Source organism: Kitasatospora sp. NPDC057940, assembly GCF_042887425.1.
Taxonomy (GTDB): Bacteria; Actinomycetota; Actinomycetes; order Streptomycetales; family Streptomycetaceae; genus Kitasatospora.
Genome location: NZ_JBHVPH010000036.1, coordinates 1 through 17,747, shown reverse-complemented (window position 1 = coordinate 17,747; position 17,747 = coordinate 1). Strand labels below are relative to the sequence as shown.

Genomic DNA, 17,747 nt, shown 5'->3' with positions numbered 1-17,747 from the left:
CATGCATGCTGACGATCGCGCACTTCAGTGACATCCACCTCGGGCAGGAGCACCGCCGGGACGGCGGCGGTCGCGCCCTGCGGCGGGCCGGGCAGGTGATGGCGTACCTCGACGCCCTGCCCGGCCCGCTGGACGCCGTGCTCGTCACCGGGGACCTCGCCGACCACGGCCTGGCCGCCGAGTACGAGCAGGTGGCCAAGGTGCTGGACTCCCGGTACCCGGTGCTCATCTGCCCCGGCAACCACGACCGCCGGGCGCCCTACCGGGAGGTGCTGCTCGGCGAGGCCCCCGCGGACGGCCCGGTCAACCGGCTGCACCGACTGCCCGGCGCCGACGTGCTGATGCTGGACTCCTCGATCCCGGGCCGCGACGACGGCCTGCTGGACGAGGAGACGCTGGCCTGGCTGGACGCCGAACTGGCGGCCGGCCGCGCCGACCTGCCCGCGCTGGTGGCCTTCCACCACCCGCCGGCCGTCCTGCACCTGCCGAAGGTCGACCCGATCCGCCAGTTCGGCGAGGAGGCGCTCGGCGCGGTGCTGGCCCGGCACCCCCGGGTGGCAGGCCTGCTCTGCGGCCACTCCCACACCGGCGCCGCCACCACCTTCGCCGGGCTGCCCCTGCTGGTCGCCCCGGGTGTGGTCTCCACCGTCACGCTGCCCTGCGAGGGCGGGCCCGGCATCTCCTTCACCCAGCCGCCGATGCTCGCCTTCCACGTCCTGGACGACACGGGTCGGCTCACCACCCACTACCGGGCCGTCCCGGAGGACTGATGGCGGCGCCGGCCGCGGGTGTCTACGCGGCCGGCAGCCGCGGCTGCCGCTGCGGCCCGCCGGGGCGGGGGAGCGGCCGGGCGGCCAGCGGGTCGGGCGCCCGGCTGCCCGCCATCGGGTGCGCGGAGCCGGGCGCGCGCTGCCGCTGGGCGGCGACCTGGCGCGAGATCAGGATCTCCAGCAGGCACCACATCGTGCCGAACACCCCGAGCCCCATCGCCATCAGCGCCGGCGTCATCAGCCAACTGTCCGCGTACGAGGCGAGCGTGGCGACGACCACGCCGACCAGCGTGAAGGACAGGCAGAGCACCGCCCGGACGGCGGCGGCGCGCACCTCGTCGGGCAGGCGGCGACGGCGGCGTGGCACGGACATCGATCGACCCCCAGGCGCGGACTCGGCGGCGGACACGGGACGGGCGCACGCGAAACGCGCCCCCTCGCCTCACTCTGCCCCGTCGAACCAGGACTATGCGTCCGAATCCACCGAACTGCCGTCAAAGCGCGTGATCCGGGCAGCCCGCAGCGGGCGGCCCGCCGCCGGGGGAGGTCAGCCCAACTGCTGGTTGAGCTCCTCCAGGGCGCCCGCCACGATCGTCCGCATGGCCTGCTCGGCCTGGACGGCGTCCCCCGCGCAGATCGCGTCGGCGACTTCGCGGTGCAGCCGGATCGCGTACGGCTCAGGCTGATGGGGCATCAGATGGTACTCGGTCCGCCCGGTGAGCACCGCCCCCACGGTGTCTCCGAGGTGGGCGAACATCTCGTTGCCGGAGGCGCGCAGCACGGTGGCGTGGAAGTCGATGTCGTGCTGGAGGAAGGTGGTGAGGTCGGCGGCCCGCGCCGAGACGGTCAACTCCACGGCCAGCGAGCCGAGTTGGCGCCGGTCGTCGTCGCTCGCGTGCACCGCGGCGAGCGCGGCCGCGGCCGGCTCGACGGCCACCCGCAGCGAGCCGAGCGAGCGCAGCTGGGCCGAGCGGTCCGCGCCGGCCAGCCGCCAGCGGATCACCAGCGGGTCGAAGACGTCCCAGAGCGACCTGGGCTGCACGGTGATCCCGACCCGCCGCCGGGACGCCACCAGGCGCATCCCCTCCAGGATCCGCACCGCCTCCCGGACGACCGTCCGGGACACCCCGAACCGCTCCTCCAGCTCCTCGCCGCGCAGCACCGCGCCCTCGGGAATCTCCCCCGACGCGATCGCCGGCCCGAGCTCGTCAAGCAGCCGACCGGGCAGCCCCTGGATCTCCATCCGCCCAGCGTAGACGCCCACCCCGCCGCCACCACCGGCGCGTACCGGGTCCCGCGCCGCACGTCCCGCCCTGCGATCTACCCCACAGCCAAAAAGTATGATGATTTGGTTTCCACCACTTGAATACGTCATATCTTTGAGGCGATAGTGGCGGCCAGGCAACGAAGGAGCACCACCCATGGCTCTCAGCGTCGAGAACCACGACCTCCCGGCAGTGACACCGGCGGGCCCTCTCACCATCGTGGTGATGGGCGTCTCCGGTGTCGGCAAGACCACCCTGGCCCGCCTGCTGGCCGAACGCCTCGACCTCCCCTACGCGGAGGCGGACGACTTCCACCCGGCGGCCAACATCGCCAAGATGTCGGCCGGCATCCCGCTGGACGACGAGGACCGCGCCCCCTGGCTGCGCGCCCTCGGCGCCTGGCTCAAGGAGCGGGCCGAGGACGGCACCGGCGGCGTGGTCACCTGCTCGGCGCTGAAGCACCGCTACCGCGACACCCTGCGCGCGGCGTGCCCGGGTGCCTACTTCCTGCACCTCAGCGGCGGTCACGAGCTGGTCGAGGACCGGCTCGCCCACCGCACCGGCCACTTCATGCCGTCGTCGCTGCTCGACTCGCAGTACGCCGCCCTGGAACCCCTGGGCGCGCACGAGCGCGGCGCCGTCCTGGACGTCGGTCCGTCCCCCGAAGAACTCGTCGAGATGGCCGTGGCGCTGCTGCGGCCGGTCAATGGAGACCTCGCGTGAGTATTGCCCCCACTCTGCTCGCGGCCGCCCCACCGGCCCTGCCGCACACCAGCAGCGACTCCCAGCTGCTGATCGCGGTCCTGCTCAGCATCGGTGTGATCGTCCTCCTGATCACCAAGCTGAAGCTGCACCCCTTCCTCGCCCTCACACTCGGCTCCGGCCTGCTGGCCGCCGTCGCGGGCGCCCCGTTCGACAAGCTGCTCAACAGCTTCTCCACGGGCTTCGGCTCCACCGTGGCCGGCGTCGGCCTGCTGATCGGGCTGGGCGCGATGCTCGGCAAGCTGCTCGCCGACTCCGGCGGCGCCAACATCATCGCGGACACCGTGCTGGCCCGGTCGGGCAACAAGGCACTGCCCTGGGCGATGGCGCTGATCGCCGCCGTCCTCGGCCTGCCGCTGTTCTTCGAGGTCGGCGTCGTCCTGCTGATCCCGATCGTGCTGCTGGTCGCCCGCCGCGGCAACGTGCCGCTGATGCGGATCGGCATCCCCGCGCTGGCCGGCCTGTCCGTGCTGCACGGCCTGGTGCCCCCGCACCCGGGCCCGCTGGTCGCCGTCGACGCCCTGAAGGCGGACCTCGGCATCACCCTGGCGCTCGGCCTGCTGATCGCCGTGCCCACCCTGATCGTGGCCGGCCCGCTGTTCTCCCGCCTGGCCGAGCGCTGGGTCGGCCCGCTGGAGATCCCGAAGGCCACCGCGCCCGAGGAGACCACCAAGCCCGAGCACACGCCGTCCTTCGGCGCGGTGCTGGCGACGATCCTGCTGCCGGTCGTGCTGATGCTCGGCAAGGCCCTGACCGACGTGGTGGTCGACAACCCGAAGGCGATGGCCCAGCGGGTCTTCGACTTCATCGGTTCGCCGCTGATCGCGCTGCTCGCCGCGACCCTGCTCGGCATGCTGACCCTCGGCAAGGCGGCCGGCTTCGACAAGGCCCGGATCTCCGACACCGTCGGCAAGTCGCTCGGCCCGATCGCCGGCATCGTGTTCATCGTCGGCGCCGGCGGCGGCTTCAAGCAGACCCTGATCGACGTGGGCGTCGGCAACGCGGTGAGCGAGTGGTCCGGCAAGTGGCACATCTCTGCGCTGCTGCTCGGCTGGCTGATCGCGGTGCTGATCCGCCTGGCCACCGGCTCGGCGACGGTCGCCACCATCACCGCCGCCGGGATCGTCGCCCCGCTCGCCGCCGACATGTCCTCCACCCACGCGGCCCTGCTGGTCCTGGCGATCGGCGCCGGCTCGCTCTTCCTGTCGCACGTCAACGACGCCGGCTTCTGGCTGGTGAAGGAGTACTTCGGGATGAGCGTCGGGCAGACGCTGAAGTCCTGGTCGGTGATGGAGACGGTGATCTCGGTCGTCGCCATCGCCCTGATCATGCCGCTCAGCCTGATCATCTAGACCGGACGGCGCCCGCCGCCGACATCCGCCGAGGGGCGGCACCCGCACGGGTGCCGCCCCTCGGGCGTGTCCGACATCCGAGGCTCAGCGCAGCACGACCCGCCAACCGTCGCCGCCGTCCCGGCCGCCGGGCCGGAGCACGAGCTCCTTCACCTGTCCGGTGTCGTGGAAGGTCAGCACCACGGTCTGGCGCTCGGTCGGGTCGTCCTGGAAGTCGGCCGTGACCGCCCCTTGGGCGCCCCGCCCGAACTCGCGGACCCAGGCCGCCGAAGCGGCCGCGCCGTCCATGCCGTCCGAGGCGCTCATGCCGTCCGAGACGCCGAGCTCCGCCAGCCGCCCCTCGGCCCCTTCGGCGAGCCGCCACACCACCTGCTGGACCACGCCGAGCGTGCCGGTGGACGGGTACCCCGTCACCCGCAGGTGCGGGTGGGCGGCGTAGTCGGCCTTGTACGCCAGCTCGGCCTCCGCGGCCCCGCCGGAGCACCCGGTGAGCAGCACGACCGCGAGGCCCGCCGCGGCCAGGCCCGCGGCGCGGCGGGCGGTCCGAAATCCAGACAAGATCATCATCAGGGAGAATCATGCGCGAAGGGCGGGCACCCCGAGAACCCGGGTGCCCGCCCTTCGCGAGACTCTGCCTAGCTGGCTGCCTACTTGGTTCCGCGCTTCGCGAGGCTGTGCCTACTTGGTTCCACGCTTCGCGAGGAAGGCCTCGACCTCGTCCCGGATCTCCGGCGTGTCCAGCCCGCGCACGGTCATCGTGGTGCGGCGCCGCAGCACGTCGTCCGCCGTGTACGCCCACTCGCTGTCGGCCGCGTAGGCGACCTGCGCCCAGACGTCCGGGCCGTCCTCGTGGATCGGCCGGCCCAGCTCCGGGTTCTCGTCGATCATGCGGGCGATCTCGAAGGACAGCGTGCCGTAGTGGCTGGCCAGGTGCTTGGCCACCAGCGGCTCCATCCGGGAGCCCGGGTCGCGGTCGATCAGCAGCCGGTGCGCGACGGCGTTCGGCGCGCCGACGCCCGGCAGCGGCACGGTCGCCGCGATCGGGGACATGTCCTCGCCGAGGCTGGTGCCGGGCACGTGCGCCAGCTTCTCCAGCACGGTGCGGCCGATGTGGCGGTAGGTGGTCCACTTGCCGCCGGCGACCGACAGCATGCCGCCCTTGCCCTCGGTGACGACCGTCTCGCGCTTGGCGGCGGCGGTGTCGCCCGGGCCGCCGGGCAGCACCCGCAGGCCGGCGAAGGAGTAGGTGATCAGGTCGCGGTCGAGGTGCTCGTCGCGGATGGCGTGCGCGGCCTCGCCCATGATCTGGTCGATGTCCGCCTCGGTGGCCCGGACGTCCTTCGGGTCGCCGGTGTACTCCTCGTCGGTGGTGCCGAGCAGGACGTGGTCCTCCCACGGGATGGCGAAGGAGACGCGGTACTTGTCGATCGGGATGGTCAGCGCGGCGCGCCACGGCGAGCGGCGCTTGACGACGACGTGCGCGCCCTTGGAGAGGCGGATCGACGGCGCGGCGCCGGCGTCCTCCATCTTGCGCAGGTGGTCGACCCACGGGCCGGTGGCGTTGAGCACCAGGCGGGCGTCGATGCCGAACTCGGTGCCGTCGAGGCGGTCGCGCAGCTCGGCGCCGGTGACCCGGCCGGCGGTGAAGCGCAGGCCGGTGACCTCGGCGTGGTTGAGCACCACGGCGCCGGCGTCGACGGCGGCGCGCACGGTCATCACGGCGACGCGCGAGTCGTTCATCTGGTGGTCGCCGTAGACGGCCACCGAGCGCAGGCCCTCGGTGCGCAGCGCGGGCACCTGCTGGGCGGCGTGCGCGGCGGTGGAGACCCGGCCCATGCCGTCGCGGAAGGCGGACAGCGCGGAGTACAGGAAGACGCCGGCGCCGAGCTTGGGCGCGCTGTGCGGGCCGCCCTTGTAGACCGGCACGAAGAAGGTCAGCGGGTTGACCAGGTGCGGCGCGACGTCGGTGGCGAGCGCGCGGCGCTCCTTGTGGTTCTCGGCGACGAGCTTGACCGCGCCGGTCTGCAGGTAGCGCAGACCGCCGTGGACGAGCTTGGAGGAGGCGCTGGAGGTGGCGCCGGCGAAGTCGCCGCCGTCGACCATGGCGACCTTGAGTCCGGCCTGGGAGGCGGTCCAGGCGACGGCCGTGCCGAGGATGCCGCCCCCGATCACCAGCAGGTCGTAGGTGGCCTTGCCGAGCAGCTCACGGGTCTCGGCGCGGGAGGCGGTGCGGCCGGCGGTGCGCTCGGCGCCCAGGGTCGGGATGGTTGCCATGGTGGTTGTGTACGGCGCGCGGGTCAGGCGGCGCCGTTACTCCTCTCGTGTGCGGTGCGGCCTCTGCTGAGAGGCCGGTCGGCCCGGTGCGGCGGGCCGGTGAAACGCGGTGACACCCGCTGCCGGAACGGCGGGCGGCCGGTCGGGGCTCGGGGCCCCGACCGGCTTGTCGGTCAGTCGGTCTCTTCTTCCTCCACCCAGCCCATGGTGCGCTCCACGGCCTTGAGCCACTTCTTGTACTCGCGCTCCCGAGTGGCTTCGTCCATGCGCGGGGTCCATTCGGCGGCGCGGTGCCAGTTGGCGCGCAGGGTGTCGAGGTCGGTCCAGAAGCCGACGGCGAGTCCGGCGGCGTAGGCGGCGCCGAGGGCGGTGGTCTCGGCCACGTACGGGCGCTCGACCGGGGCGTCCAGGACGTCGGCGATGTTCTGCATGAGCAGGTTGTTGCTGGTCATGCCGCCGTCGACCTTGAGGGCGGTGAGCTCGACGCCGGAGTCCTTCTGCATGGCGTCGACGACCTCGCGGGTCTGCCAGGCGGTGGCCTCCAGGACGGCCCGGGCCAGGTGGCCCTTGGTGACGTACCGGGTCAGGCCGGCGATCACACCGCGGGCGTCGGAGCGCCAGTACGGGGCGAACAGGCCGGAGAAGGCCGGGACGAAGTAGGCGCCGCCGTTGTCCTCGACGGTGTTGGCGAGGGTCTCGATCTCGGCGGCGGTGGAGATGATGCCGAGCTGGTCGCGCAGCCACTGGACGAGCGAGCCGGTGACGGCGATCGAGCCTTCCAGGGCGTAGACCGGGGCCTGGTCGCCGATCCGGTAGCCGACGGTGGTCAGCAGGCCGTGGTACGAGTTGACGATCTTCTCGCCGGTGTTGAGCAGCAGGAAGGTGCCGGTGCCGTAGGTGGACTTGGCCTCGCCCTCGTCGAAGCAGGTCTGGCCGAACAGCGCGGCCTGCTGGTCGCCGAGCGCGGAGGCGACCGGGACGCCGGCCAGGTCGCCGACGGCCTCGCCGTAGACCTCGGCGGAGGAGCGGATCTCCGGCAGGACGGCCATCGGCACGCCCATCGACTCGGCGATGCTCTCGTCCCAGGCGAGCGACTTGAGGTTCATCAGCATGGTGCGGCTGGCGTTGGTGACGTCGGTGACGTGCTTGCCGCCGTTGACACCGCCGGTGAGGTTCCAGATCACCCAGGTGTCCATGGTGCCGAACAGGATCTCGCCGGCCTCGGCGCGCTCGCGCAGGCCCTCGACGTTGTCCAGCAGCCAGCGGATCTTCGGGCCGGCGAAGTAGCTGGCGAGCGGGAGGCCGGTCTCGCGGCGGAAGCGGTCCTGGCCGACGTTGCGGCCGAGCTCGCGGCAGAGGCCCTCGGTGCGGGTGTCCTGCCACACCAGCGCGTTGTGGACCGGCTCGCCGGTGTTCTTGTCCCACAGGACGGTGGTCTCGCGCTGGTTGGTGATGCCGATCGCGCGGATGTCGTCCTTGGTCAGGCCGGCCTTCTCCAGCGCGCCGCGGACGACCGACTGCACCCGGGTCCAGATCTCGGCGGCGTCGTGCTCGACGTAGCCGGGCTGCGGGAAGATCTGCCGGTGCTCCTGCTGGTCGACGGCGACGATCCGGCCGTCGGCGCCGAAGATGATGCAACGGCTGGAGGTGGTGCCCTGGTCGATCGCGGCGATGTAGTTGCCAGTGGAGGTCATCAGAGGGTCCTCGGCTCAGGATTCGGGGGTTACGGGGTGGGTGGGCCCGACACAGTGGTCGGTCCCCGTGCTCGGCGGGTTCGAACCCGGTCCGTCAGAACATCGCGTTGTACAGACCGCCGGCCAGTGCGCCGCCGATCAGCGGGCCGACGACCGGCACCCAGGCGTACGACCAGTCGGAGCCGCCCTTGTTCGGGATGGGCAGCAGCGAGTGCACGATGCGCGGGCCGAGGTCGCGGACCGGGTTGATCGCGTAGCCGGTGGGGCCGCCCAGCGAGAGGCCGATGCCGACGACCGTGAGGGCCACGATCAGGGTGCTGAGGCCGCCGGCGGCCAGACCGTCGTTCTTGCCGAGGGTGAGGATCGCCATGCAGAGGATGAAGGTGCCGATGACCTCGGTGACGACGTTCTGGACCGGGTTCCGGATCTCGGGCCCGGTCGAGAAGATGCCGAGGGTGGGCTCCTCGTTGGCCTGGAACTGGCCGAGGTAGGTGAGCCACACCAGTACGGCGCCGATCATCGCGCCGATGAGCTGGGAGCCGAGGTAGAGCGGCACCTGGCTCCAGTCCCCGCTCTTGATGGCGAGCGCGACGGTGACGGCCGGGTTGAGGTGGGCGCCGGACTTCGGAGCCGAGATGTACGCGGCGATCAGGACCGCGAAGCCCCAGCCGAAGGTGATCGCCAGCCAGCCGGCGTTGAGGGCCTTCGACTTCTTGAGGGTCACGGCGGCGCAGACGCCGCCACCGAGAAGTATCAGGGCGGCGGTGCCGAGGGTTTCGCCGACGAAGACGTCGCCGTTGGAGAACGCGGACACAAAGACTCCCTTGTCCATATGGCCCGGAGGTGTGGGTGGGGGCGGCCGGCCGATCGTTGTGCGGGTGAGCGCATCGGGGGATTGATCTTCCCGGCCATCGTTCGACAATGTCGACCGTTATGCGGAAGCTTCCTCCCCTGGTTGCCCTCACGTCAAGGCAGGGTTACGGAGCTGTGACCCTTCCCCCGAAGTTACCCAGCGGAGCGGGCCAAACCAGGGCAAAACGCCAAGGCGCGGACAGGCCGATGCCCGTCCGCGCCTCAGCGTGACGATGTGGCCGCCGGTGCGGCCTCGGATTTCAGAAGCGTCCGGCGCCCAGATCGCGGGAGATCGCCCGCGCCGCGCTGCGCACCGAGGCCACCAGCGACGGCTTCACGAAGCCGTCCTCGCAGACCCGCTCCACCGGGCCGCTGATGCACACCGCGCCCACCGGGTTGCGCCGCCGGTCCTGGATCAGCGCGCCGATCGAGGCCACGCCCTCCCAGGTCTCCTCGATCGAGTCCGTCCAGCCGCGCTCGCGGATCAGCGCGCACTCGGCGTCCACGTCGGCCGCCTCGGTCAGCGTCCGCAGGGTGTACGACTCGTACGGCCCGTCGCCCAACTCGCCGCGCGCGACCGGGTCGTAGGCCACCAGCACCTTGCCCAGCGCGGTGCTGTGCAGCGGCTGCATCGAGCCGACCTCCAGCACCTGCCGGGTGTCGTCCGGCCGGAAGACGTGGTGCACGACCAGCACGCCCTGCTGGTGCAGCACCCCCAGGTAGACGGTCTCGCCGGCCGCCCGGGCCAGGTCGTCCGCCCAGACCAGCGCCCGCGCCCGCAGCTCGTGCACGTCCAGGTAGCTCTGCCCCAGCCGCAGCAGTTCGGCGCCCAGCTGGTACTTGCCGCTCTCCGCGTCCTGCTCGACGAACCCCTCCTGCTGGAGCGTGCGCAGGATGCCATGCGCGGTGCCCTTGGCGAGGTCCAGTGACGTCGCGACCTCGGACAGGCCCAGGCGGCGCTCACCGCCGGCCAGCAGGCGCAAGATCGCGGCGGCCCGGGAGAGCGACTGGATCGGGCCGGGCATGGGGACCTCCGCGCTGACAGGCGGTCGACATTGTCGACCGCAGTGGTAACGGGACGAGTCTGCCAGGCCGTCGGCGGTCCGTGCACCTTCCCCCTCGGTAACCCGCGCTCGGCCGTTTGTTAACCTCCGCCGCCCGCCGACCCGCCTACCCGCCACGCCGCTCACCCCCGGACGGCCCTCAGCCGCCGAGGTCCCTCACCCCTCGACGCCGCCCGAGAGCCCCCGCCGCACCGCGACCTCCGCCGCCAGCGCGGCGATCCCGTCCGGCCCCACCCGGCAGCAGCCGCCCACCAGCCGTGCGCCGTCCGCCAGCCAGCCGCCCACCCGCGCCGAGCGGAACGTCGGCTCGCCGCGCCAGTCCCGGCGCGCGGCGTCCCACTCCTCCCCGCTGTTCGGGTACACCACCACCGGCTTGCCGGTCACCTCGGCCGCCAGCGCCACCGCCCGGTCCGCGTCCTGCGGGGTGCAGCAGTTCACGCCCACCGCCAGCACCTCGTCCACCCCGGCGGCCAGGGCGAACGCCTCCGCCAGCGGCTGGCCCGCCCTGGTCCGGTCGCCCGCCACGCTGAACGACAGCCAGGCCGGCACGCCCAGCTCGCGCACCAGCTCCAGCAGCGCCCGCGCCTCGTCCGCGTCCGGCACCGTCTCCAGCGCCAGCACGTCCGGCCCGGCCGCCGCCAGCGCCTCCAGCCGCGGCCGGTGGAAGGCCACCAGCTCCGCGGTGCTCAGCCCGTACCGGCCCCGGTACTCCGAACCGTCCGCCAGCACCGCCCCGTACGGCCCCACCGACGCCGCCACCCAGCGCCGCCGCCCGCCCGGCTCGGCCCGCGCCGCCTCCCGGGCCAGCTCCACGCTGCGCGCCAGCAGCCGCGCGGCCTCGGCCCGGCCCGTCCCGCGCCGGGCGAAGCCCTCGAAGCTCGCCTGGTAGCTCGCCGTGATGGCGACGTCCGCCCCGGCCGCGAAGTACGCCCGGTGCGCCGCCACCACCGCCTCCGGCGCGTCCGCCAGCAGCCGCGCCGACCACAGCTCGTCGAGGAGCTCGTGCCCGGCCGCCGCCAGCTGGTTCGACATCCCGCCGTCCAGCACCAGCGGACCGGCCGCCAGCGCCGCGGCGAAGTCCGGCGGGGGAGCAGTGGGCATGGGGCCTCCTCGGGCGCGGTCGTTCCTGGTCACAGCCTAGAAGCCGGGCATCCCCGCCGACCCGGAAAACCATTTGCCGCCGGGGAACGGAATCGCTACGTTGTGCTCAGCCGGAGAACGACAGCACCCCGTACGGCGGCGAGCGCGGAGAGGAGCCGGTGATGGAAGCGGACGGTCCGTCCACCCCGCCCCCGACCACGCCCGCGAGCGAGCAGGAGTGGCTCGCCGCCTACGACCCGCGCGCCTACGCCCCGATCGCCGTCACCGTCGACGTGGTCGCCCTGACCTTGCGCCACGGCGGCCTGCACGTCCTGCTCGTCCAGCGCGGCGCCCCGCCCTACCAGGGCTGCTGGGCCCTGCCCGGCGGCTTCCTGCGCGCCGGAGAGGAGAGCCTGGACGAGGCCGCCGCCCGCGAACTCGCCGAGGAGACCGGTCTGCTCGGCGGCTCCGAGGTCGAGGCCGCGCTCTGCCGCGTCCACCTCGAACAGCTCGGCACCTACGGCGCCCCCGAGCGCGATCCGCGCATGCACGTCGTCTCCGTCGCCTACCTCGCCTTCGCCCCCGACCTGCCCGACCCGCAGGCCGGCACGGACGCCGCGGCCGCCACCTGGCACCCCGTCGCCGACCTCGACCTGGGCATACGGCCCTGCGGCCGACCTCGAGCCGCCGGTGCGCCCGCCGACACCCACGGGGGTGGTGTCGGCGGGCCCACCGGCCAGTCCTCCCGCACACTCGCCTTCGACCACGCGCGCATCCTCGCCGACGGCCTCGACCGCGTCCGGGCCAAACTCGAGTACAGCCCGCTCGCCACCGCCTTCCTGCCCTACGACTTCACCATCCCCGACCTGCGCGCCGTCTACGAGGCCGTCTGGGACGAGAAGCTCCACCCCGGCAACTTCCACCGCAAGGTCCTCTCCGTCCCCGGCTTCGTCGAGAGCACCGGCGCCACCACCGCCCGCGGCGGCGCCCGCGGCGGCCCCCGGGCCCGCACCTACCACGCCGGCGACGCCAGCCTCCTGCACCCCGCCCTGCTCCGCCCCGCCCGCGACGGCGAGCTCCGCTGACGGCAGCCGCGCACACCCGGCTACCATCCGGCCATGACCACTGACGACCCGACACGCGCGGTCAACCAGCCCTTCTCCCACTGCCACTTCTGCGGCACGCCCTACCCGGCCGGCACCGACCGCTGGCCCCGCACCTGCCCCGGCTGCGCCGAGATCAGCTACCGCAACCCGCTGCCCGTCGTGGTCACCCTCCTCCCGGTCACCCGCCCCGACACCGACCCCACCCTCGTCGTCATCCGCCGCACCATCGAGCCCGGCTACGGCCAACTCGCCTTCCCCGGCGGTTACGTGGACTACGGCGAGAGCTGGCAGCAGGCGTGCGTGCGCGAACTGTGCGAGGAGACCGGCATCCTGGCCGACGCCGCCGACATCACCCTGGTCGCCACCGACTCCGACGCCAGGGGAGGCTTCCTCTGCCTCTTCGGCCTGCTCCCGGCCCGTCCGCTCGCCGACCTCCCGCCCTCGCGCCCCACCGACGAGACCGACGGCTGGCAGCTCGCCGCCCCCGACACCCCGCTCGCCTTCCCCTTCCACACCCGGGTCTCCCGCTCCTGGTTCGGCGGGGAGTTCAACGGTGAGTCCAGCGGCGGGATCTCCGGCCGCTGACCGGCCCGGCACCCACCGGGCGGACCCTGGCGCAGCGGCCGATCGCATGGCATGGTCTGCACCGACAGCCCAACCGGACGGGCCTGCCACAAGCACTCCCGTCCCCACCACCGGCCGGGAGACCACCACCGTGAGCACCCCACCCCAGGACCAACCGCTCTGGCGCCCCAACCCCGCTCGCGCCGCAGCCACCAGCCTGGTGGCCTTCCAGGCCTGGGCCGCCGAACACCACGGCGCCCCGGCCGCCCCGCTCGCCCCGGCCGCCGACGACCAGCAGGCCGCCCAGCGCTACGCCGACCTGCACGCCTGGTCCACCGCCGACCTCGACCGCTTCTGGACCGCGATCACCCAGTGGTTCGACGTCCGCTTCACCCAGGCCCCCGAGGCCGTCCTCGCCGACCCCGCCATGCCCGGCGCCCGCTGGTTCCCCGGCGCCCGCCTCAACTACGCCGAGCACGCCCTGCGCGCCGCCGAGGACCCGGCCAACGCCGACCGCCCGGCCGTCCTGCACCTCGACGAGACCACCGAGCAGCCGGCCGTCCTCACCTGGTCCGAACTGCGCCGCCAGGTCGGCTCGTTGGCCGCCGCCCTGCGCGCCCGGGGCATCGGCCCCGGCGACCGCGTCAGCGCCTACCTGCCCAACATCCCGCAGGCCGCCGTCGCCCTCCTCGCCACCGCCGCCGTCGGTGCGATCTGGACCAGCTGCGCCCCCGACTTCGGCGCCCGCAGCGTCCTGGACCGCCTCCAGCAGATCGAACCCGCCGTCCTCTTCGCCGTCGACGGCTACCACTACGGCGGCAAGGACCACGACCGCACCGAGGTCGTCGCCGAACTGCGCCGCGAACTCCCCACCCTGCGCACCGTCGTCCACGTCCCGCTGCTCGGCGCCCCCGCCCCCGAGGGTGCCCTGCACTGGGACGACCTGGTCGCCGACGACGTCGAGCCGGTCTACGAGGCCGTCCCCTTCGACCACCCGCTCTGGGTGCTCTACTCCTCCGGCACCACCGGCCTGCCCAAGGCCATCGTCCAGAGCCAGGGCGGCATCCTGCTCGAACACCTCAAGCAGGCCGGCCTCCACCTCGACCTCGGCCCCCGGGACCGCTTCCTCTGGTACACCTCCACCGGCTGGATGATGTGGAACTTCCTGCTGGCCGGCCTCCTGGTCGGGGCCACGATCGTCACCTACGACGGCAGCCCCGGCCACCCCGACACCGGCGCCCTCTGGTCGGTCGCCGCCCGCACCCGCGCCACCGTCCTCGGCACCTCCGCCGCCTACGTGATCGCCAGCCGCAAGGCCGAGCTGCACCCCGGCCGCGACCTCGACCTCTCCGCCGTCCGCTGCATCGGCACCACCGGCTCCCCGCTCCCGCCGGACGGCTTCCGCTGGATCTACGAGGAGGTCAAGGAGGACGTCTGGCTCGCCTCCGTCAGCGGCGGCACCGACGTCTGCTCCTGCTTCGTCGGCGGCGTCCCCACCCTGCCCGTCCACCTCGGCGAGATCCAGGCCCCCTGCCTCGGCGCCGCCGTCGAGTCCTGGGACGTCCAGGGCCACCCGCACACCGACACCGTTGGCGAACTCGTCGTCACCAAGCCCATCCCGTCCATGCCCACCGGCTTCTGGAACGACCCCGAGGGCACCCGGTACCACGACAGCTACTTCGACACGTACCCCGGCGTCTGGCGCCACGGCGACTGGATCACCGTCACCTCCCGGGGCACCGTGGTCATCCACGGCCGCTCCGACTCCACGCTCAACCGCCAGGGCGTCCGGATGGGCTCCTCGGACATCTACGAGGTCGTCGAGCGCCTCCCCGAGATCGCCGAATCCCTGGTCATCGGCCTGGAGGAGCCCGACGGCGGCTACTGGATGCCGCTGTTCGTCGTCCTCGCCCCCGGAGCCGAGCTCGACGAGGGGCTGATCGGCCGCATCCGCACCTCGCTGCGCACCGAACTCTCCCCGCGTCACGTCCCCGACGAGGTCATCGCGGTGCGCGGCCTCCCGCACACCCTCACCGGCAAGCGCATCGAGGTCCCGGTCAAGCGGATCCTCTCCGGCACCCCGCTGGAGCAGGCCGTCAACCCCGGCTCCGTCGACGACATCGACCACCTGCGCTTCTTCGAGCAGCTCCGCCGCGACCGGCAGAGCCCCGCCTGACCGGACACGCCGAAGGGGTGCTCCCACCGGACCCGGTGGGAGCACCCCTTCCTGCTGTTCGCCCGTCCTACTCGCCGGAGAGCACCTGCTGCGCGGCGGCCCGCGCCTCCTCGGCGCTGTCCGTCGCCCGGGCCGCCTCGGCCGCCCGGCGGCACTGCGCCAGCGTGTACTTGGCCAGCGTCGACCGCACGTAGGGGATCGAGGCCGAGCCCATCGACAGGCTGGTGACGCCCAGACCGGTCAGCACCACGGCCAGCAGCGGGTCGGCGGCCGCCTCACCGCAGACGCCGCAGCTCTTGCCGGTGGCCTGCGCCGCCTCGGCGGCCGCGGCGATCAGGTCCAGCAGCGCCGGCTGCCACGGGTCCTGCAGCCGGGCCAGCGCGCCCACCTGACGGTCGGCGGCGAAGGTGTACTGCGCGAGGTCGTTGGTCCCCAGCGACAGGAACTCGACCTCCTGGAGGATCGACCGGGCCCGCAGCGCGGCCGACGGGATCTCCACCATCGCGCCGAACTTGGCCTCCAGCCCCGCCTCGCGACACGCCTGGGCGAAGTCCTTGGCGTCCTTGCGGTCGGCCACCATCGGGGCCATCACCTCAAGGTGCACCGGCAGGCCCTCGGCGGCCCGGGCCAGCGCCCGCAGCTGCGTCCGCAGCACCTCCGGGTGCTCCAGCAGGGTGCGCAGACCGCGCACGCCCAGCGCCGGGTTCGGCTCGTCGGCCGGGGTGAGGAAGTCCAGCGGCTTGTCCGCGCCCGCGTCCAGCGCCCGGACCACGACCCGGCCCTCCGGGAACGCCTCCAGCACCTTGCGGTACGCCTCGACCTGCTTCTCCTCGGTGGGCGCCTTCGCGGAGTCGTCCAGGAAGAGGAACTCGGTCCGGAACAGGCCGACGCCCTCGGCGCCGTTCTCCAGCGCGGCCGGCACGTCCGCCGGGCCGCCTACGTTGGCCAGCAGCGGCACGCGGTGCCCGTCCGAGGTCTGCCCCGGACCGGAGGACGCGGCCAGCGCGGCCTTGCGCTGGGCGGCGACCGCCCGCAGCTCGTCCTGCTTCTCCTGCGAGGGGTCCAGCAGCACGTCACCGGAGCTGCCGTCCACGGCGACGACGGTGCCCTCGGCGACGTCCGTCGCAGCGGGCAGCGCGACCACGGCCGGCACGCCCAACGCCCGCGCCAGGATGGCGCTGTGGCTGGTCGGCCCGCCCTCCTCGGTCACGAAGCCGAGCACCAGCGTCGGGTCGAGCAGCGCGGTGTCGGCCGGCGCCAGGTCCCGCGCGAACAGCACGTACGGCTCGTCGCTGTCCGGCACGCCCGGCATCGGCACGCCCAGCAGCCGGGCCACGATGCGGTTGCGGACGTCGTCCAGGTCGGCGACCCGCCCGGCCAGGTAGTCGCCGGCGGAGGCGAGCAGGGCCCGGTAGGCGGCGAAGGCGTCGTACACGCCGCGCTCGGCGCTGCTGCCGACGGCGATCCGGCGGGACACGTCGGCCATCAGCTCCGGATCCTGAGCCATCAGCGCCTGGGCCTCCAGGACGGCCTGCGCCTCGCCACCGGCCAGGTTGCCGCGGGCGATCAGGTCCGCGGCGACCGCCTCGACGGCAGCCTGGGCACGGGCCTGCTCGCGGGGGGCGTCCTCGGTCGGGATCTGGGTGGCCGGGGGCTCCAAGACCGCCGTCCCCATGTGCCGCACCTGGCCGATCGCGACCCCGTGGCTGACACCCACGCCGCGCAGCGTCTTCTTCATGTCACCTGTCTCCGCTGAGAGGAGCGGCCCCGCCGGGAACCGCTGTGTGCCGGGCCGCCCCGATAACTCCTGCGGGGCGGGTGTGTGCAAAGTAAGAGGTCAGCTCCAGCTGAACAGGGCCTCGCCGGAGACGGCCTCGCCGTCCTCCCGCAGGTCGCTCAGCGAGTCGGCGTTCGCCTCCAGCGCCACGATCGGCGAGATGGGCGACTTGCCCGCGGCCTCGACGGCGGCCGGGTCCCACTTGATGACGGCCTGGCCGCGGGTCACCGTGTCACCCTTGTTGACCAGCAGCTCGAAGCCCTCGCCGTTCAACTGCACGGTGTCGATCCCCAGGTGGGTCAGTACACCGTGGCCCTCGGCGTCCACCACGACGAACGCGTGCGGGTGCATGGAGACGACGACGCCGTCCACCGGAGCGACCGCCTCGGTCGGCCGGCGCTCCGGGTCGATCGCGGTGCCGGGGCCGACCATCGCGCCGGAGAACACCGGGTCGGGCACGCCGGCGAGCCCGACGACCTTGCCGGTCAGCGGCGACGTCACAGTGGTCATGGTTCTGCCTCCCAAGTGAGCGGTACAGCGAGCGGCCGCGAGCAGCGGCAGGACGATCGACTGAAGCCTAAATCATGTCAACTTCGGACATCTGCTGACATTCCCGGGCGAAGACCCACACCCAGCCCGGCTCGTCGTCCGGCGGCTCACCGACCGTTAGTGGTCTAGTCCTCTTAGTCGATGCGCCGCACTCTACAGGCATCTTGGCGAATCGGGACCATTGCTGTATATGCTCGCGAGAGCAACAAATCATGCCGCCGACCGGGTGACACCGGGAGTGCCTCGATTCGCACTCCGGCGGGCGACCCGCTATGGTTGGGCGAGTCGCCGCGACTTGGCGGTTAACACCAGATTTCAGATGCGAAAACCCCCGGTAAACGGGGCGGAAAACGTCTGGTAAGCTGGGACACGAAAGAACGAAGCGCCCGGAGGGCTCGCTGGAAGGCGGTCCGAAGGAAGTGTCCGTTCCTTGAGAACTCAACAGCGTGCCAAAAGTCAACG

General features: G+C 73.0%; 16 protein-coding genes. 6 read left to right on the top strand and 10 right to left on the bottom strand.

All coding sequences use genetic code 11. The features are described 5' to 3' along the window. Window positions 1–5 precede the first annotated feature (5 nt). Window positions 6–770 (top strand): metallophosphoesterase, encoded by a 765-nt coding sequence (locus ACFVTF_RS34405; protein ID WP_387817959.1) that lies wholly within the window; start codon window positions 6–8, stop codon window positions 768–770. Between the two features lie 22 nt (window positions 771–792). On the opposite strand, the gene ACFVTF_RS34400 is transcribed toward ACFVTF_RS34405, so the two are convergent. Both ACFVTF_RS34400 and ACFVTF_RS34395 read right to left on the bottom strand, forming a co-directional pair. Further along, window positions 793–1,143: a hypothetical protein gene (locus ACFVTF_RS34400; RefSeq protein WP_350884255.1), complete on the bottom strand. Its 351-nt coding sequence runs from the start codon at window positions 1,141–1,143 to the stop codon at window positions 793–795. 174 nt (window positions 1,144–1,317) lie between these two features. Then, window positions 1,318–2,013 carry a FadR/GntR family transcriptional regulator gene (locus ACFVTF_RS34395; protein WP_371521227.1) on the bottom strand — a complete coding sequence of 232 codons (696 nt, stop codon included), beginning with the start codon at window positions 2,011–2,013 and terminating at the stop codon, window positions 1,318–1,320. 178 nt (window positions 2,014–2,191) lie between these two features. Between ACFVTF_RS34395 and ACFVTF_RS34390 the strand changes: the two genes are divergently transcribed. Continuing rightward, window positions 2,192–2,758 carry a gluconokinase gene (locus tag ACFVTF_RS34390; protein WP_371521230.1) on the top strand — a complete coding sequence of 189 codons (567 nt, stop codon included), beginning with the start codon at window positions 2,192–2,194 and terminating at the stop codon, window positions 2,756–2,758. Between the two features lie 2 nt (window positions 2,759–2,760). Further along, window positions 2,761–4,149 (top strand): gluconate:H+ symporter, encoded by a 1,389-nt coding sequence (locus ACFVTF_RS34385; RefSeq protein ID WP_363624848.1) that lies wholly within the window; start codon window positions 2,761–2,763, stop codon window positions 4,147–4,149. Between the two features lie 84 nt (window positions 4,150–4,233). Here the strand turns inward: ACFVTF_RS34385 and ACFVTF_RS34380 are convergent, their stop codons facing one another. The 6 genes from ACFVTF_RS34380 to mmuM form a co-directional block, all read right to left on the bottom strand. Then, window positions 4,234–4,716: a hypothetical protein gene (locus tag ACFVTF_RS34380; protein ID WP_387817958.1), complete on the bottom strand. Its 483-nt coding sequence runs from the start codon at window positions 4,714–4,716 to the stop codon at window positions 4,234–4,236. Window positions 4,717–4,827: 111 nt separating this feature from the next. Further along, window positions 4,828–6,423 carry an FAD-dependent oxidoreductase gene (locus ACFVTF_RS34375; protein WP_371521234.1) on the bottom strand — a complete coding sequence of 532 codons (1,596 nt, stop codon included), beginning with the start codon at window positions 6,421–6,423 and terminating at the stop codon, window positions 4,828–4,830. A gap of 173 nt (window positions 6,424–6,596) precedes the next feature. Further along, window positions 6,597–8,117, bottom strand: a complete 1,521-nt coding sequence (gene glpK, locus ACFVTF_RS34370; RefSeq protein WP_371521237.1) for a glycerol kinase GlpK — start codon at window positions 8,115–8,117, stop codon at window positions 6,597–6,599. Between the two features lie 94 nt (window positions 8,118–8,211). Beyond that, window positions 8,212–8,949, bottom strand: a complete 738-nt coding sequence (locus ACFVTF_RS34365) for an MIP/aquaporin family protein (protein WP_371521240.1) — start codon at window positions 8,947–8,949, stop codon at window positions 8,212–8,214. Window positions 8,950–9,229: 280 nt separating this feature from the next. Then, window positions 9,230–9,994, bottom strand: a complete 765-nt coding sequence (locus ACFVTF_RS34360; protein ID WP_371521243.1) for an IclR family transcriptional regulator — start codon at window positions 9,992–9,994, stop codon at window positions 9,230–9,232. 195 nt (window positions 9,995–10,189) lie between these two features. Further along, complete coding sequence (mmuM, locus tag ACFVTF_RS34355) at window positions 10,190–11,134, bottom strand: homocysteine S-methyltransferase (protein WP_387817957.1); 945 nt, start codon at window positions 11,132–11,134, stop codon at window positions 10,190–10,192. A 161-nt stretch (window positions 11,135–11,295) separates the two neighbouring features. Here mmuM and ACFVTF_RS34350 point away from each other — a divergent pair, with 161 nt between their 5' ends. Genes ACFVTF_RS34350 through ACFVTF_RS34340 form a run of 3 tightly spaced genes read left to right on the top strand, consistent with a single transcriptional unit; the run spans window position 11,296 to window position 14,959 of the window. Then, window positions 11,296–12,198: an NUDIX domain-containing protein gene (locus ACFVTF_RS34350; RefSeq protein ID WP_387817956.1), complete on the top strand. Its 903-nt coding sequence runs from the start codon at window positions 11,296–11,298 to the stop codon at window positions 12,196–12,198. Between the two features lie 33 nt (window positions 12,199–12,231). After that, entirely contained in the window at window positions 12,232–12,804 is a 573-nt protein-coding gene (locus ACFVTF_RS34345; RefSeq protein ID WP_387817955.1) for an NUDIX domain-containing protein, read from the top strand. A gap of 46 nt (window positions 12,805–12,850) precedes the next feature. Then, the gene (locus tag ACFVTF_RS34340; RefSeq protein WP_387817954.1) at window positions 12,851–14,959 is read left to right on the top strand and encodes an acetoacetate--CoA ligase; all 2,109 of its coding nucleotides are present in this window, start codon (window positions 12,851–12,853) and stop codon (window positions 14,957–14,959) included. Window positions 14,960–15,026: 67 nt separating this feature from the next. Here the strand turns inward: ACFVTF_RS34340 and ptsP are convergent, their stop codons facing one another. Together ptsP and ACFVTF_RS34330 are read right to left on the bottom strand one after the other, a co-directional pair. Further along, entirely contained in the window at window positions 15,027–16,697 is a 1,671-nt protein-coding gene (ptsP, locus tag ACFVTF_RS34335; RefSeq protein ID WP_363586841.1) for a phosphoenolpyruvate--protein phosphotransferase, read from the bottom strand. A gap of 99 nt (window positions 16,698–16,796) precedes the next feature. Further along, a complete protein-coding gene (locus ACFVTF_RS34330; RefSeq protein WP_387817953.1) occupies window positions 16,797–17,246 on the bottom strand; it encodes a PTS glucose transporter subunit IIA in 450 nt (149 codons plus the stop codon). Window positions 17,247–17,747: the final 501 nt, after the last annotated feature.

What these genes read in the sequence shown, in the direction of transcription:
- ACFVTF_RS34405 (WP_387817959.1), top strand. Translation starts at nt 6, where the DNA reads ATGCTGACGATCGCGCACTTCAGTGACATCCACCTCGGGCAGGAGCAC.
- ACFVTF_RS34400 (WP_350884255.1), bottom strand. Translation starts at nt 1,143, where the DNA reads ATGTCCGTGCCACGCCGCCGTCGCCGCCTGCCCGACGAGGTGCGCGCC.
- ACFVTF_RS34395 (WP_371521227.1), bottom strand. Translation starts at nt 2,013, where the DNA reads ATGGAGATCCAGGGGCTGCCCGGTCGGCTGCTTGACGAGCTCGGGCCG.
- ACFVTF_RS34390 (WP_371521230.1), top strand. Translation starts at nt 2,192, where the DNA reads ATGGCTCTCAGCGTCGAGAACCACGACCTCCCGGCAGTGACACCGGCG.
- ACFVTF_RS34380 (WP_387817958.1), bottom strand. Translation starts at nt 4,716, where the DNA reads ATGATGATCTTGTCTGGATTTCGGACCGCCCGCCGCGCCGCGGGCCTG.
- ACFVTF_RS34375 (WP_371521234.1), bottom strand. Translation starts at nt 6,423, where the DNA reads ATGGCAACCATCCCGACCCTGGGCGCCGAGCGCACCGCCGGCCGCACC.
- glpK (WP_371521237.1), bottom strand. Translation starts at nt 8,117, where the DNA reads ATGACCTCCACTGGCAACTACATCGCCGCGATCGACCAGGGCACCACC.
- ACFVTF_RS34365 (WP_371521240.1), bottom strand. Translation starts at nt 8,949, where the DNA reads ATGGACAAGGGAGTCTTTGTGTCCGCGTTCTCCAACGGCGACGTCTTC.
- ACFVTF_RS34360 (WP_371521243.1), bottom strand. Translation starts at nt 9,994, where the DNA reads ATGCCCGGCCCGATCCAGTCGCTCTCCCGGGCCGCCGCGATCTTGCGC.
- mmuM (WP_387817957.1), bottom strand. Translation starts at nt 11,134, where the DNA reads ATGCCCACTGCTCCCCCGCCGGACTTCGCCGCGGCGCTGGCGGCCGGT.
- ACFVTF_RS34350 (WP_387817956.1), top strand. Translation starts at nt 11,296, where the DNA reads ATGGAAGCGGACGGTCCGTCCACCCCGCCCCCGACCACGCCCGCGAGC.
- ACFVTF_RS34345 (WP_387817955.1), top strand. Translation starts at nt 12,232, where the DNA reads ATGACCACTGACGACCCGACACGCGCGGTCAACCAGCCCTTCTCCCAC.
- ACFVTF_RS34340 (WP_387817954.1), top strand. Translation starts at nt 12,851, where the DNA reads ATGGCATGGTCTGCACCGACAGCCCAACCGGACGGGCCTGCCACAAGC.
- ptsP (WP_363586841.1), bottom strand. Translation starts at nt 16,697, where the DNA reads ATGAAGAAGACGCTGCGCGGCGTGGGTGTCAGCCACGGGGTCGCGATC.
- ACFVTF_RS34330 (WP_387817953.1), bottom strand. Translation starts at nt 17,246, where the DNA reads ATGACCACTGTGACGTCGCCGCTGACCGGCAAGGTCGTCGGGCTCGCC.